Below are 15,010 nucleotides of genomic sequence, written 5' to 3'. Positions count from 1 at the left end.
CGGGCGCTCGCAGACGCCAGAGCCCGCTTTCGCAGATGCGGCAAGTGATTGAAATCTCCTGATCTCGACTCCGGCGTGAGGATTGGCACGCGGCCTGCTCTGGTTCGCTTCGTCCGGCCCGCAGAGGCCGGCCTCGAACCAGGAGGAAGCCCTCGTGAATATCCACGCCACCAATCACAGAAGTGTGCAGGTGCTCGGCATCGATGCCGGCGGCACCATGACGGACACCTTCTTCGTCGATTCCGACGGCGACTTCGTCGTCGGAAAGGCCCAGAGCACCCCGCAAAACGAAGCGCTCGGCCTGATCGCCTCCAGCGAAGACGGTCTTGGCAGCTGGGGACTATCGCTCGCCGAAGGTCTCAAGGGTCTGCAGACCGGGGTCTATTCGGGCACCGCCATGCTCAACCGCGTGGTGCAGCGCAAGGGCCTGAAATGCGGTCTGATCGTCAACAGCGGCATGGAAGACTTTCACCGCATGGGCCGGGCGATCCAGTGCTATCTCGGCTACGCCTACGAGGACCGCATCCACCTCAACACCCACCGCTACGATCCGCCGCTGGTGCCGCGCAATTTGACCCGCGGCGTCGTCGAGCGGATCGACATGTTCGGCACGGTGGTGATTCCGCTGCGCGAGGAAAGCGCCCGTCAGGCTGCGGCCGACCTGATCGCCGCCGACGTCGAAGGCATCGTGATCAGTCTGCTGCATTCCTACAAGAACCCGGATCATGAGCGCCGGGTGCGCGACATCGTCACCGAGGAAATCAAGAAGAGTGGCAAGAGCATTCCGATCTTCGCCTCCGCGGATTACTACCCGGTGCGCAAGGAGACCCACCGCACCAATACGACCATTCTTGAAGGTTACGCCGCCGAGCCGTCGCGGCAGACGTTGAAGAAGATCTCCGACGCCTTTAAGGAGCACGGCACCAAGTTCGACTTCCGCGTCATGGCGACCCATGGCGGCACCATTTCCTGGAAGGCCAAGGAACTGGCGCGCACCATCGTCTCCGGCCCGATCGGCGGGGTGATCGGGGCGAAATATCTTGGCGAAGTGTTGGGTTACGACAATATCGCCTGCTCCGACATCGGCGGCACCTCGTTCGACGTTGCGCTGATCACGCAAGGCGAACTGACCATCAAGAACGATCCGGACATGGCCCGGCTGGTGCTGTCGTTGCCGCTGGTGGCGATGGATTCGGTCGGCGCCGGCGCTGGTTCGTTCATCCGGCTCGATCCCTATACCAAGGCGATCAAGCTCGGGCCGGATTCGGCGGGCTACCGCGTCGGCGTATGCTGGAAAGAAAGCGGCATCGAGACCGTCACCGTTTCCGACTGCCATATGGTGCTCGGCTATCTCAACCCCGACAACTTCCTCGGCGGCGCCGTCAAGCTGGAGCGGCAGCGCTCGGTGGACGCCATCAAGACCCAGATCGCCGACCCGCTCGGCCTCTCGGTCGAGGATGCCGCGGCCGGCGTCATTGAACTGCTGGATTCCGATCTGCGCGACTACCTGCGCTCGATGATCTCGGCCAAGGGTTACAGCCCGCAGAGCTTCGTCTGCTTTTCCTATGGCGGCGCCGGGCCGGTGCATGCCTATGGTTACACCGAGGGGCTGGGATTCGAGGATGTCATCGTGCCGGCTTGGGCCGCGGGCTTCTCGGCGTTCGGCTGCGCGGCCGCGGATTTCGAATATCGCTACGACAAATCGCTCGACATCAACCTCGCCCCCGATGCCCCGAGCGGGCAGCAGCAACAGGCGGCGAACACGCTGCAGGCGGCTTGGGACGAACTGACCCGCAACGTGCTGGAAGAGTTCAAGCTGAATGGCTACGAGCCCGATCAGGTGACGCTGCAGCCGGGCTACCGCATGCAGTATCGCGGCCAGCTCAACGATCTCGAGATCGAATCGCCGCTGCCCTCGGCCGCCACCGCCGAAGATTGGGAACAGCTCGTCGCAGCGTTCAACGCCACCTATGGTCGCGTCTACGCAGCCTCGGCGCGCTCGCCCGAGCTCGGCTACTCGGTCACCGGCGCCATCATGCGCGGCTCGGTGCCGATCCAAAAGCCGAAGATCCCCAAGGAGCCGCTGGATGGCGAGGTCGCGCCGAAGGAGGCTTTCATCGGCACGCGCAAATTCTATCGCAAGAAGCGCTGGGTCGATGCCCAACTCTACCGAATGGAATCGCTGCGTCCCGGCAATCGCGTCGCCGGCCCCGCGATCATCGAATCCGATGCGACCACCTTCGTCGTCCCGGACGGTTTCGAAACCTTCCTGGACGGCCATCGCCTGTTTCATCTCAAGGAAGTCTGAGCAGCCGCTCCTCCCAACAACAACCGATGGGAACGATACCATGAACATCAATGTCTTGACCAAGGATATCGAGGGCGCAACACGCGGCATCGTGCGTGGCGGCGAAACCCTGAAGCAGCACCGCGACCGCCTGATGGAGGCGACCAAACGGACCGGGCATTACGCCGGGCTGGAGAAGATGGAGCTACGCGACAGCCAGCCGATCCATTACAACAAGCTGTTCTCGCGGCTGCGCGCCGGCGTGGTCGATGCCCGCGAGACCGCCAAGAAGATCGCCGCCTCGCCGATCGTCGAGCAGGAGGGGGAGCTTTGCTTCACCCTCTACAACGCGGCGGGCGATTCAATTCTGACCTCGACCGGCATCATCATTCACGTCGGCACGATGGGCGCGGCAATCAAATACATGATCGAGAATGGCTGGGAAACCAACCCCGGCGTTCGCGACAAGGACATTTTCTGCAATAACGACTGCCTGATAGGCAACGTCCACCCGTGCGATATTCACACCATCGTCCCGATTTTCTGGGAGGGCGAGTTGATCGGTTGGGTCGGCGGCGTCACCCATGTGATCGACACCGGCTCGGTCGGGCCGGGCTCGATGTCCACGGGCCAGGTGCAGCGCTTCGGCGACGGCTACCAGATCACCTGCCGCAAGGTCGGTGCCGACGACACCCTGTTCCGCGACTGGCTGCACGAGAGCCAGCGGATGGTGCGCACCACGCGCTACTGGATGCTCGACGAGCGCACCCGCATCGCCGGCTGCCACATGATCCGCAAACTGGTCGAGGAGGTGATTTCCGAGGAGGGCATCGAGGCGTATTGGAAGTTCGCCTACGAGGCGGTCGAGCATGGCCGGCTCGGTCTGCAGAACCGCATCAAGGCGATGACCATCCCCGGCAAGTATCGCCAGGTCGGTTTTGTCGATGTGCCCTATGACAGCCCTGATGTGCGGGTGCCGTCCGACTTCGCCAAGGTCGATACGATCATGCATGCGCCGTCGGAAATCACCATCCGCGGCGACGGCACTTGGCGGCTCGATTTCGAGGGCGCGAGCCGCTGGGGCTGGCACACTTACAATGCCCATCAGGTGAGCTTCACCTCGGGCATCTGGGTGATGATGACGCAGACGCTGATCCCCTCGGAAATGATCAATGACGGCGCCGCCTACGGCACCGAATTCCGGTTGCCGAAGGGCACCTGGATGAACCCGGACGATCGCCGGGTCGCGTTCTCCTATTCCTGGCACTTCCTGGTGTCGGCCTGGACCGCACTGTGGCGCGGGCTGTCGCGCTCCTATTACGGACGCGGCTATCTGGAGGAGGTCAATGCCGGCAATGCCAATACCTCGAATTGGCTGCAGGGCGGCGGCTTCAATCAGTATGACGAGATCCACGCCGTGAACTCGTTCGAATGCGCCGCCAACGGCACCGGCGCCACAGCCGTACAAGACGGCCTGTCGCACGCTGCCGCGATCTGGAATCCGGAAGGCGATATGGGCGATATGGAGATCTGGGAATTGGCCGAGCCGCTGGTCTATCTCGGCCGCCAGATCAAGGCGTCGTCCGGGGGCGCCGGCAAGTATCGCGGCGGTTGCGGCTTCGAGAGCCTGCGCATGGTGTGGAACGCCAAGGACTGGACCATGTTCTTCATGGGCAACGGCCACATCTCGTCCGACTGGGGGCTGATGGGCGGCTATCCGGCGGCCTCCGGCTATCGCTTTGCCGCGCACCAGACCGGCTTGAAGGAGCTGATCGCCAGCGGCAAGCCGATTCCGCTCGGCGGCGATACCGACCCGGAAAACCCGACGTGGGACGGTCTCATCAAGGATGCCGTGATCAAGCGCGACAAACAGGCCATCACCACCGAGGAGATGTTCTCCGACTACGACCTCTACCTCAACTACATGCGCGGCGGGCCTGGCTTCGGCGATCCGCTCGATCGCGAGCCGCAAAGCGTGGTCGATGACCTCAATGGCGGCTACGTGCTGGAGCGCTTCGCGGCGCAAGTCTACGGCGTCGTCGTCTCCGGCGACAAGGGCGCCTTCGCGGTGGATCGGGCGGCTACCACGGCGCTCCGCGCGACGATCCGCAAGCAACGTCTTGCCAAATCGGTGCCGACCCGCGAGTGGATGAAGCAGGAGCGCGCCAAGATCCTGGCCAAGGATGCCGGCACCCAAGTCCAGCAGATGTTCGCGGCGTCGTTCAAGCTCGGCCCGCGCTTCCACGACGAGTTCAAGGCGTTCTGGGATCTGCCGGCTGACTGGACGTTGAACGAGGAGGATATCGGCGTGCCGCATTACGGTTCGCACTATTCCATGGACGTGTCCGAACTCCCCGACGTCAGGACGGTCCAGCTCGTCGAGCAATGACCGCCGCCATCATCGCTGCTGATATCATCAACAAGGAACATCCTCATGGCCTACACGCGCGCCAAGATCGCCGATCTCATCGACGGCAAGATCGACCACGACACGCTGCACCAGATGCTTTCGACGCCGAAGGATCCCGGGCGCTTCGCCACCTATCTCGAGATCTTGCAGGACCGGGTTTCGTGGCAGGACCGGATCGTGCTGCCACTCGGACCGAAGCTGTTTATCGTGCAGGTGAAGTCCAGCAAGCAATGGAAGATCCGCTGCGACTGCGGTCACGATTTTTGCGGTTGGAAGGAGAACTGGAAATTGCACGCCAACATCCATGTGCGGGATTCCGCGGAGAAGTTGGAGGAGATCTATCCCCGACTGATGGCGCCGACCTCGTCATGGCAGGTGCTGCGTGAGTATTACTGTCCCGAATGCGGTGCGCTTCACGACGTCGAAGCGCCAACGCCGTGGTATCCGGTGATTCACGATTTCGAGCCGGATATCGATACGTTCTACAGGGACTGGCTCGGCCTGCCGGTCCCGGAACGAACCGGTCACTGACCATCGCAGCGCCCGGTGCCGGCCCCGCCGGGCCGGGCGGCCTGCAGGCTGTGCCATGACCACGAACCAGCGGAAGTCATTCCGTACCCCGCGGCGGGCGGCGAACAAGCCGATCTCGATGACCTCACGTAGCTGTCCGGTCGGAAGTTGCGTCTTGGTCCTGCCTCCGATCGTCTTCGCGAAATTCAGCCTCACAGGAGCGGCAGTACCGTTCAAACGAGCAGTCGGCGTGAAAGCCTTCTCCTCGCCGCAGCAGAGGTGTTCTTCGAGCAGGGCGACGCCGCGACGAGCATCGTGCGATCATCGAGCAGGCCGGGGGATCCAAGCGGACAATTTACAATGAGTTCGGAAGCAAAGAGGGGCCGATGGCGGGATCGGTTCGGCCAAGGCGCGCCTGATGCAGGCGGTCAACGATCTCTCAAAGGGATTTGTCCTCGCGGTGCCGCATCCCGAGGCGACCCGGATTCGCGACGACGTCGGGTTCTTCCAGGCGGTCCGCGCCGTGCTCGCCAAGAACGAACCTGGCGAGCGCAAGAGCAACGAGGAGCTCGACCGCGCCATCCGCCAGATCATCTCCAAGGCGATGGTTTCCGATGAGGTCGTGGACATTTTTGCCGCCGCCGGTCTGAAGAAACCGGATATCTCGATTTTGTCTGACGAGTTTTTGGCCGAGGTCCGCGGCATGCCGCAGCGAAACCTGGCGGTCGAATTGTTGCAGAAGCTGCTGAAGGGCGAGATCAAGATGTTATTCGGCGTGCAATGTGGGGGACGATCGAGCCATGCGACGTAGTGGTCCGATCGCTTCGGCCGAACGATATAGACGATGCCTGCCGCCGTCCGGACAGGCACCTTTTCGCCGCGGCGGACTCCTCTCGCTGGGCGCCTCAAATGTCCCCTAACCAAAGCGCCTGCTCAAGTCGCGACCCATCATGCCGCAAACCGGCTCGCGAGTGTGGAGGCTGGAAGGCGTTTCGCCTTCCAGCCTATGGGTGATGATGGCCATGCCCCCGTGTCTCCAGCGGCGGGTTTGCTCTTCTTATCGTTGTCGGCCACCCATCACCTTCCGCTGCACCAGCGGCTTGTTGGCTCTTTTCTCATTCCGAGATTAGGTGAAACTCCTTGAGCAGTTCCGCGATCTCTGTCCCTTCGAGCTTCTTCATCAGCAGTTTGTGCAGGAAGGACGGCCCGGGAAGATCGATGCCCTTGCCGTCCCTGAGCGGTCCGATCGCCGCCAGCAGCGTGCGGATGTCGTACGTCGAGTTGAACACTTCCGGCACGCCGCGTTCGACATTCATGAGCGTGTAGACCGCCTCCATCGGCGTGCGCACCGAGTATTCCGTCGTGAAGATGCAGTCGCGTTGCTTCGACTCGGCGAACTGGCCGATGAAGGCGAAGTTGACGGCGCCCTCAGGAACCACGTCCGGCCGGTCGCCCGCCTGGCGCGGCATGAAGAAGGCGGTGATATAAGGCATCATCACCGGCACGGTGTTCGCGCCCGCCGCGGCGAGTTCAGGGATATCCTCGACCGGCACGCCGAGGTGATAGAGCCACTCCTGGGTGATCTCCTCTCCGGTGCAGTCCAGCATCGGCTTCTTAACATAGTCACCGGGCCGGTCGACGAATAGCGCATAGAGCCAGGCAATCATCTGGTCCTTCGGCTGCTTCTTAAAATGCGGCTGGCGATGGACCGCCCAACTCATGAGCCAGCTCGAGTCCTTCACCGTGACGATACCGCCGGTGACGATCTTGCCCGTAAACGGATTGCGTTTCGCAATTTTCTCGACGTACTGCGGAATGCGCTGGTCGAGTGCGGTGATGGTCGCAGACGCCCATTTGGTTTCGGTGACATGGGCGCCGAACACATCGGGGCGGCCGAAGGCGGGATCCTTGGCGGCGATGCGGCGCCACAGATCCCAGGCCGGCGCGGGGCCCTCCCTGAGTTTTGCCGGGGTATGGTGATCGCCATTGTCAGAATTCTCGGTCAGCGACCCGATGGTGATGAGGACGAGATCGTCGGGGCCAAGATCGACGCCGCCCTCGACGCCCTTTTCGGTCCAGTGAATCCGCGTCGCTTGTTTACCCTCCGCGTGGATGTCGAAATCGACATCGGTAACCTCGATGCCGTAGCGGAACCGGACGCCGTGATCCTGCAACCACTTCACCAGCGGCAGGACCATTGATTCATACTGGTTGTAGCGATTGAACTTGAGGGAGGAGAAGTCGGCGAGATTTCCGATATGATGGATGAAGCGGTGGAGATAGAGCTTCATCTCTAGCGCGGAGTGCCACTCCTCGAAGGCGAACATGGTTCGCCAGTAGAGCCAGAAATTGCTCTTGAGAAAGTCCTCGCTGAAGACCTCGTTGATCCGCTTGTTCTCCATCTCCTCACGAGTGGCAAGAAAGACGGAGAGAAGGTCCTTTTGCGCCCTGTCGTTCAGCGTCAACAGCGCCTTATCCGGTGTGTCCTGACCCTGGTTCTGGGTCGCGCGTTGCAGTGAGAAATTCGGATCGTCCTTGTTGAGCCGGTAGAATTCGTCCAGCACACTCGCATCCTCGACCTCGAGCGAGGGGATCGATCGATAGAGATCCCAGAGGCATTCGAAATGCTCCTCCATCTCGCGACCGCCGCGGATAACGAAACCCTTTTCGGGCACATCGAGGCCATCGAGCGCGCCGCCGGGAACGTCCAGCTCTTCGAGGATTGTGATGCGTTCACCGGCCACTCCACCGTCGCGGATGAGGAAGGCCGCGCCAGCCAGTCCCGCAAGACCCGAGCCGACGAGCCACGCAGTCTTCTTGTCCGCGCTCTCCGATTTTCGGGGGCGGACGAATGCTTCATAGTTTCCGCTGCTATAGTGCATGGCGAACTCTTTCATTGTTGAGTTGAGATGGGGCAGTCGATGTGCCTGTAGCTGTAGAAGCCTTCGCCGGAGGCGATGCCTGGCTAGCCATTGTCGCTGGAGCTTGCCTTCTGCCGGGCCGGGAGCGTGGCCAGTCGCGCCTTTGCGAGAGCTTCTCGTCGCTGATGTCGCACGCGATGACAGCGAAACCACTATAGGCGGTCTGGCTCGGAGGGCCTCGGACCTCACGGACTCTTTGACTGCCCAATCGCGGTGGCTTCGGCTCCGTGGTGCGTAGCTTCTGAGCGGTGACATCGGAGGCGAATTTCACGACCTTAATCGACTTGCCGCCGTGATCTAACATCGGATTATATGATGCCTGAAGCGGACCTCATTGCCTCCCTTACTGATCCTCCCATATTCGGCGGATTGAAACTCCCCCCAGTTCAGCGCAGCCCGGAACTCGCGGTAGCCGCGCCGTCTCAAACGGTCGGTTCGACAAACATGCTGTGTGGCGTTCCAACGATTTCGGAGAGGGGCGCGCCCGCGAGTCGAAAAGCGGCGGAGGTTGCCGCGATTATTTTGACTTCGGTTTATCCTCATCAAAGATCGCGCGGCAGGCGGGGGTGAGTTGTGGGATTCGTCTTTGCATGCATAGCGTGATCTTGTCTCGATCCGGAACGAACTCGGAGCAAAGCCTCATGGCGTCGTCTTTGCAGGCAATCTCTTTCTCCGCTTCGGTGGAGCCGGCGTGGGCCCAGGTCGGTACGATCAGACAGATCATCAGGATGCAGCGTGTCGCAATTGCCATCGCAATCTCCAATAAGAAACGGTACGGTATCGTATCAAAAATGCGCGAGGCGTTGAATCGTTCCTTTGGGAGTGAGCCCACCAGTTTGCTTCACGTGCATGGAGAGGAACGCGTCAAGCTGACGTCAGCTCGCGCGCTAATCGGGGGCTGGACTAGTCGGAGCGCGAGCGAACGCCGTTGAGAAATAGATCGATCGACTGTCGCAATCGCTTGAGCCGGCCGCCTGACAGGCGGCGGCCTTCTACGCCGAGCGCCACCATGCGCATCGGCCCGACGATCACCGCGTAGAGAAAATGCTCGGCTGCATGATGCGTATCGATCCGGTCGAGCGTGCCGTCCGCGCAGGCTTGATTGAGAATTTTCTCTATCGTGCCGACCGCGCGTGGCACCGCGAAATCATACAGAATGCGGCCAAGTTCCGGAAATCGCTCAACTTCGGCGGTGACGATCCGGTCGAGGGCGATGGCGTCCGGTTCGCAAGCGATCCGAAGTATCTCACAGGCGATCGCTTCGAGTTGATGCCGCAGCGGGCCCACCACGGCGGAAATGGCGTCCATCTTGGCCATGCGTTTTTCGACAAAGCGAACGACCACGGCCGTGAACAAATCTGGCTTGCCGCTGAACCGGGTATAAAACGTCCGCTTTGAAATCGCCGCTTCGGCTGCGATGGTGTCGATGCTGACCGCCTCGAAGCCGGCGCGAAGAAAAAGCGCGGTGGCCTTGTCGACGATGTGCTCGGTGAGACGGGCAGATGCTTGGAGGGAGGGGCGTCCACCGTGACTCTTCCGAACTGGAAGGGGCGATTTCGGCGGATGGCTCATTGAGGTCCTTCCATGGACAATTATTGATCTGGAACTTTCGATGACGCGACTTCGGGCGCGGGGGCGTCCGACCATCCCAATCCCAAGCTCTTTTGCAGCGCAATGTAGTCGTTCATGAGCTGCGCCTGAGCTTGAGCCAGACTTTGAACTGTCTGGAGCCGTTGCCGTTCGACGTCAAGCAGATCGATGACGCTGACGGTACCGGCTCGGTTCCGCTGTCGCATCAGCTCGGCGGCTTTGTCGGCCGACGCGCTGGCACGCGCCAGTTTTGCAACTTGGCTGCGCTGGTGACTAAACCGTGACAACGACGATTCAGCGTCCTGCAGCGCGGTGAGGACCGTGTTTTGATACTGCGCGATAGCAGCGTCGGAGCCAGCTTCGGCCTGCCGAATACGCGCGAGCGTCCGTCCGAAGTCGAGCACATTCCACTGCAGCGTCGGTCCGACATTGCCGATCAAGGAGCCCGCAGTCCCAAACACGGCGGTGGAGGTCGATACTGAGCCGACATTTCCGAGCAGCGTGACGCGAGGGAAATAGCCGGCTACCGCCTGTCCGATCTGGGCATTGGTGGCGGCAAGATTTCGTTCGGCTTCACGGATATCGGGTCGCCGCCGCAGCATCCCGGCGGGGTCGCCAATGCGGAGGGGCCGTGGCGGGACTGGAACGGGCCTGGGCTGGCGCAGCTGGGAGTCGAGCGTGCCTGGCTCCAGCCCAACCAGCACGGCTAGCTGCCCGCGGTTCCGGTCGATAGTTGCGCGCAGCGGGTCCGCCATCGCCTCCGTACTGGCCAACTGCGTGCGCAGGCGCTCCAGATCAAGGTCGGAGGTGGTGCCGCCGCCCAGGCGCTGAGCGGTCAGATCGATGGCTTCCTGTTGCAGCTTGACCGACTGCAAGGTCAGATCAAGCCGATGCTGCGCGTCGCGCAAACCGACATAGCTCTGGGCCACCTGCGCCGCGAGTTGGACTTGGGCATCGGCAAACCGCGCGACCGCGGCGTCGGCCTGCGCGACGGCCTGTTCGGCAGCCCGTTGGCGACCGCCGAAGATATCGATCTCCCAGCTTGCATCGAAATTCGTATCGTAGAGATCAAGGTTGGTGCCATCGGGAATCTGGCTGGCGATGGCTTGGCCACCGGCAACATTTTCGAGACCGCGGCGGGCGTCTCCGAGCGGAATCCGATTATGCAGATAGGCGCCCGCCACCGACCCGCTCGGCAGCAGATTGGCGTATTGTTCCCTGGCACTCGCCCGTGCCTGACGCACCCTGGCCTCGACGATCTGGATCGAGGGGCTGTCCGCAAGGGCGCGTTCGATCAGTTCGGTCAGCATGGGATCGCGGATCGCCCGCCACCAGTCCGCCGACGGCTCCAGGGCGCGGGCGCTGGAGCCGAGACGTCGAAAGCCCTGGCCGGTCTCGGCCAGAGGCGCAGCAAGCGGCGGCCCGGCATAGTCAGGACCGACCAGGCATCCGCCGAGCGAGGCGGCCAGCGGGAGAAACGCAATGCTGCGAACAAAAGCATTGACCATACTTACCTCACCCTACCGAAACGCCGGCATCCTTCGGCAACGGCCGCAGCAACACGACCAGCGGAATGGTCACAAGCAGGATGACGCCCAAGACGAAGAACTGATCGGAGAATGTGATGACCGTTGCCTGCAGGCGGATCGCCTGGCCGAGGGCCTGCATGCCGCGTTGCACGTCCTCGACGCGCGCGCCGAAGCCGGCGATCAGCTCCTGCACTCTGACGGAATTGCCGCTCAGCGCTTCGGAAATCCGATCGACATGCAGGGTGGTCCGGCGCTCCTGCAGGGTCGAGATCATCGCCAGCGCCATCGAACCGCCGAGGTTGCGCGCTGCATTGAACAGGCCCGACGCGTCTTCGACCTTGTCCTGGCTGACGGAGCTGGTCGCCGCTTGATTGAGGAAGACCAGCGTAAAGAACTGCGCAAAGCCGCGGAGGATCTGCGCAAACAGGAAGTCGATTCCCGAGGATTCAGGTGACAGGCCGGCGTTTAACAGGCAGCTGATGCCGTAGAGAAAAAGCCCGAATCCAATCGCGATCCGCACGTCCAGCCGCCGCACCAGAAATGGAAATAGCGGCATCATCAATAGCGTCGGAATGCCGCTGAGCAGCGCGACGTAGCCGGCCTGTTCGGCGTTGTACCCGGCGATTTTGCTAAGGAATTGCGGGATCAGATACAGGATGCCGTAGAGCGCTCCGCCGACCACGAGGCTCATCAGGAACACCCCGCCGAAGCTTCGCTGGAAAATGATGCGAAGGTCGATGACCGGCTTGCGACTCACCAATTGACCCGCCGTCAACAGACCGAAGCCGAGCAGGGAGGCCAGACTTAACAGTATGATGAAGTTCGATTCGAACCAACGCTCGCGCTGGCCTTCCTCGAGCACAACGGTGAGGCAGCCCAAGCCGATGGCCATGCCGATGATGCCAAGCCAATCCGCTTGCGCGACCTCGCGCCAATGCATGCGTTCGGAGGGAAGCCCCAACAACAGCAGTCCAACCAGTCCGATGCCGACCGGCAGGTTGAGGAAGAATGCGTAGTGCCAGCTGACGTTTTCCGTCAGCCAGCCGCCGATGATCGGACCTAGCACCGGACCGAGCACCGCGGTCAATCCGAACAAGGCGATGCCGATCGGGCGCTGGTCCGGCGGCAGACGTTTTGCCACGATGGTGAGCGCCGTGGGGATCATCGCGCCGCCGGCAAACCCCTGGCCGATGCGGCCGGTGATCATCGAAACGAGTGTTGTCGAGGTCCCGCACAGCATCGAGGACAGCACGAAACCCACCGTGACGACGAGCAGGAAGATCCGCAGCGAGAGCAGACGCTCGAACCAGCCCGCCAGCGGAATCATGATGATTTCGGCGACCAGATATGCGGTCGAGATCCAAGTGCCTTCGGATTCGCTGGCCCCGACCTCACCCTGGATTTGTGGTAGCGACGCGTTGACGATCGAGATGTCGAGCGTCGCCATCAGCGCGCCGATCGTCCCGGCTCCGACGGCCAGCCATGCGGTGAGATCGGCGCGCTGAGGCGTTGAACTGGCTTCGGCCGGATCGCTCATTGCCCGCTGATCCGGCTGTCTTGCTGTTCTCGTCTTTGGCGGTTGATCTCGGCCTTGGCGTTACGGGTATCGACATCCACCACGATCGACAGTCCGGGCACCAGCACCTTGCGCGCCTCCGGGCCGGCATCAATCCGGATTCGCACGGGAACGCGCTGCACTACCTTGGTGAAATTGCCGGTCGCATTCTGCGGCGGCAGCAACGAGAATTCCGAGCCGGTGCCGGGTGAGAAGCTCAGCACTTCGCCGTGCAGCTTCTCATTCGGCAGGGCGTCGACTTCGATGGTCGCCGGCTGGCCGACCCGCATCAGTCCGATCTGGGTCTCCTTATAATTTGCCTCCAGGTAAAGATCATGGACCGGGACGACGGTCATCATCCGCATGCCGGGCTGAACGAATTGGCCGACCCGCGCGGTCAGGTCGCCGACGCGGCCCGCGATCGGGCTGACCACCACCGTGTTGTCCAGATCGATTTGCGCTTGATGAAGTTGGGCCTCGGCCTGCTCAATCGCGGCTTGCGCTTCGGCAATTTGCGCTTCGATTGAGGGGACCATCCGACGCGCCGACTCGACCTGCGCGTTGTTTAGGGCGACCTGGGCGCGTGCCTGATCGCGCTGGTTTCGGATCTGGTCGTAACGCTCGGTCGCTTCGGCGCCGCTCGCTGCCAACGGCCGATAACGCGCGACCTGGTTCTCGGCAAAAGCCAGGCTCACCTCCGATTGCCCAAGCTGAGCATTCGCCTGTTCGATCTGGGCGTATTGTCGGTTCAACTCGGCTTCCGCGCGAGCTTTGCCGGCCCTTGCCTGATCGAGTTGGGCCTTGGCCTGCTCAACTCGAACCCGGTAGGAACGGTCGTCGATCTTCGCCAGTTGATCGCCAGCCGCGATCGTCTGGTTTTGGACCACCGGTACCCCAACTAGATAGCCCGAGACGTTCGGCGCAATCGAGACCTGATCCGCCTTGAGATACGCGTCATTGGTGCTTTGAAAATAGCTACCCGTGGTCCACCAATACCAGCCATAGCCGGTGCCACCAAGTAGCAGCAGGATCGCAGCGGTGATCAATCCCCAACGTAACCAGGGATTCGACAGCATCGAGGGGGCCAACTTACCCTGCGTATCGTCGTGGTCGGTTGGTGGGGGAGCCTGCTCCTGGTCGTGGGAGGCAGATTCCCTGGAGCGTTTGTTCCCGTCAGCCGGCTCCGACGCCATTTCCAACCTTTCATAAAAACGGTACTGTATCGTTTACATAATACCGCATCGATTTCAAGCGAGGCCTTTATGACGCGCTCGGCCGTTGATCGTTCCAATAATCGAACGGAGCCGACGTTGCCATTTGTCTGGGACACCGGACAAATTGCCGGGTGTTGTGATGCGGGGCTTGGTCCGAGCTATCGCCGTTTCCCAGCTTCGCGTTCGGTTAGCCTCGCCGCCGCGTTGGCCCAAATTTTCCGATTGCGCCTTGACTCGAATTCGTAGGGAACCATATTATTCAACGATGGTTGATTAACCGGCTGGGCCACGCTTTGGTGGCCCGCGGCGCCTGGCATCGGCCAAACCGTCGAGATCATGTCATGAAAACGACCGGCCAATTCCTGCTCATCTTGATGCTTGCGCTGGGACCAATTTCGGCGAACGCACATAGCGTCGGTGAGAATGCAAGCTCGCCATCGCAGCCCGAACAACGCCAGCCATTGTCGGTTCAGAGCGAACTCGAAACCTTCGGTCGGGCGATCGTTTCGGCACGGGAAGGGATTGCGGCGGTCGAACAGCAGCTGGCAGGTGCGAAGGTGGTCGATATCAGCTTCGATGGCCAGGTGGAGACACCCGTCTATCACGTCAAGGCCTATCGGAACGGAGAGATATGGAACGGTTCGATCGATGCCGCGACCCGGGCTATTGTCCGCGACAGCTGGATGCCAGCTTCGCAGCTGGACGCCGAGGATAAGAGCAACATCGCCGATCTAAAGCGCGCCGGGTTTGATTTGGCCGAGGCGGTGGCTGTTGCGGAAAAATACGGCGCGGGAAAAGCGGTTGGGGCTGGATTGAGCCGCGCCGACGGTCGGCTGATCTTCCTCGTGGTCGTCGTCTCCGACGGCGCTTTGAAGGAGATATCGGTCGATCCAGCTGAGAAAAGCCGGCGCTCGCCTCCCTCGTCGAGAGCTTTCTAGCCAAAGCGCAAGAGCGTCCTCGGAGCTCCTGCGTTTCGAAGCCAGCCAGCGTGCCA

11 protein-coding genes are annotated in these 15,010 nt (G+C 61.7%); 5 read left to right on the top strand and 6 right to left on the bottom strand.

The window, feature by feature from the left end; all coding sequences use genetic code 11:
* Positions 1 to 154 precede the first annotated feature (154 nt).
* The 4 genes from RPC_RS18075 to RPC_RS18060 all read left to right on the top strand — a co-directional run bounded on the left by RPC_RS18075 (position 155) and on the right by RPC_RS18060 (position 6,018).
* A complete protein-coding gene (locus RPC_RS18075; protein WP_011474024.1) occupies positions 155 to 2,308 on the top strand; it encodes a hydantoinase/oxoprolinase family protein in 2,154 nt (717 codons plus the stop codon).
* Between the two features lie 40 nt (positions 2,309 to 2,348).
* A complete protein-coding gene (locus tag RPC_RS18070) occupies positions 2,349 to 4,676 on the top strand; it encodes a hydantoinase B/oxoprolinase family protein (protein ID WP_011474023.1) in 2,328 nt (775 codons plus the stop codon).
* A 45-nt stretch (positions 4,677 to 4,721) separates the two neighbouring features.
* Complete coding sequence (locus tag RPC_RS18065; RefSeq protein ID WP_011474022.1) at positions 4,722 to 5,228, top strand: acetone carboxylase subunit gamma; 507 nt, start codon at positions 4,722 to 4,724, stop codon at positions 5,226 to 5,228.
* A 373-nt stretch (positions 5,229 to 5,601) separates the two neighbouring features.
* Positions 5,602 to 6,018 (top strand): type I restriction enzyme endonuclease domain-containing protein, encoded by a 417-nt coding sequence (locus tag RPC_RS18060; RefSeq protein WP_415914847.1) that lies wholly within the window; start codon positions 5,602 to 5,604, stop codon positions 6,016 to 6,018.
* 304 nt (positions 6,019 to 6,322) lie between these two features.
* Here RPC_RS18060 and RPC_RS18055 read toward each other — a convergent pair whose 3' ends face one another.
* From RPC_RS18055 to RPC_RS18030, 6 genes are all read right to left on the bottom strand, one after another.
* The gene (locus RPC_RS18055) at positions 6,323 to 8,089 is read right to left on the bottom strand and encodes an oleate hydratase (RefSeq protein ID WP_011474021.1); all 1,767 of its coding nucleotides are present in this window, start codon (positions 8,087 to 8,089) and stop codon (positions 6,323 to 6,325) included.
* Positions 8,090 to 8,645: 556 nt separating this feature from the next.
* The gene (locus tag RPC_RS18050) at positions 8,646 to 8,879 is read right to left on the bottom strand and encodes a hypothetical protein (protein ID WP_011474020.1); all 234 of its coding nucleotides are present in this window, start codon (positions 8,877 to 8,879) and stop codon (positions 8,646 to 8,648) included.
* Between the two features lie 152 nt (positions 8,880 to 9,031).
* The gene (locus RPC_RS18045; protein WP_011474019.1) at positions 9,032 to 9,700 is read right to left on the bottom strand and encodes a TetR/AcrR family transcriptional regulator; all 669 of its coding nucleotides are present in this window, start codon (positions 9,698 to 9,700) and stop codon (positions 9,032 to 9,034) included.
* A 20-nt stretch (positions 9,701 to 9,720) separates the two neighbouring features.
* A complete protein-coding gene (locus tag RPC_RS18040; RefSeq protein WP_011474018.1) occupies positions 9,721 to 11,226 on the bottom strand; it encodes an efflux transporter outer membrane subunit in 1,506 nt (501 codons plus the stop codon).
* Between the two features lie 7 nt (positions 11,227 to 11,233).
* Positions 11,234 to 12,784, bottom strand: a complete 1,551-nt coding sequence (locus RPC_RS18035; RefSeq protein WP_011474017.1) for an MDR family MFS transporter — start codon at positions 12,782 to 12,784, stop codon at positions 11,234 to 11,236.
* On the bottom strand, positions 12,781 to 13,878 hold the full coding sequence (locus RPC_RS18030; RefSeq protein WP_415914738.1) for an HlyD family secretion protein: 1,098 nt from the start codon (positions 13,876 to 13,878) through the stop codon (positions 12,781 to 12,783). The genes RPC_RS18035 and RPC_RS18030 overlap by 4 nt, the downstream gene beginning before the upstream one ends.
* Positions 13,879 to 14,357: 479 nt before the next feature.
* Here RPC_RS18030 and RPC_RS18025 point away from each other — a divergent pair, with 479 nt between their 5' ends.
* Positions 14,358 to 14,954 carry a PepSY domain-containing protein gene (locus RPC_RS18025; RefSeq protein WP_011474015.1) on the top strand — a complete coding sequence of 199 codons (597 nt, stop codon included), beginning with the start codon at positions 14,358 to 14,360 and terminating at the stop codon, positions 14,952 to 14,954.
* The last annotated feature ends 56 nt before the right edge of the window (positions 14,955 to 15,010 follow it).

This window comes from Rhodopseudomonas palustris BisB18 (genome assembly GCF_000013745.1).
In the GTDB taxonomy this organism is placed as follows: Bacteria; Pseudomonadota; Alphaproteobacteria; order Rhizobiales; family Xanthobacteraceae; genus Rhodopseudomonas_A; species Rhodopseudomonas_A palustris_F.
This window is presented reverse-complemented; position numbering and strand designations above follow the sequence as displayed.

What these genes read in the sequence shown, in the direction of transcription:
- RPC_RS18055 (WP_011474021.1), bottom strand. Translation starts at nt 8,089, where the DNA reads ATGCACTATAGCAGCGGAAACTATGAAGCATTCGTCCGCCCCCGAAAA.
- RPC_RS18045 (WP_011474019.1), bottom strand. Translation starts at nt 9,700, where the DNA reads ATGAGCCATCCGCCGAAATCGCCCCTTCCAGTTCGGAAGAGTCACGGT.
- RPC_RS18035 (WP_011474017.1), bottom strand. Translation starts at nt 12,784, where the DNA reads ATGAGCGATCCGGCCGAAGCCAGTTCAACGCCTCAGCGCGCCGATCTC.
- RPC_RS18030 (WP_415914738.1), bottom strand. Translation starts at nt 13,878, where the DNA reads ATGCTGTCGAATCCCTGGTTACGTTGGGGATTGATCACCGCTGCGATC.
- RPC_RS18065 (WP_011474022.1), top strand. Translation starts at nt 4,722, where the DNA reads ATGGCCTACACGCGCGCCAAGATCGCCGATCTCATCGACGGCAAGATC.
- RPC_RS18025 (WP_011474015.1), top strand. Translation starts at nt 14,358, where the DNA reads ATGAAAACGACCGGCCAATTCCTGCTCATCTTGATGCTTGCGCTGGGA.
- RPC_RS18040 (WP_011474018.1), bottom strand. Translation starts at nt 11,226, where the DNA reads ATGGTCAATGCTTTTGTTCGCAGCATTGCGTTTCTCCCGCTGGCCGCC.
- RPC_RS18070 (WP_011474023.1), top strand. Translation starts at nt 2,349, where the DNA reads ATGAACATCAATGTCTTGACCAAGGATATCGAGGGCGCAACACGCGGC.
- RPC_RS18050 (WP_011474020.1), bottom strand. Translation starts at nt 8,879, where the DNA reads ATGGCAATTGCGACACGCTGCATCCTGATGATCTGTCTGATCGTACCG.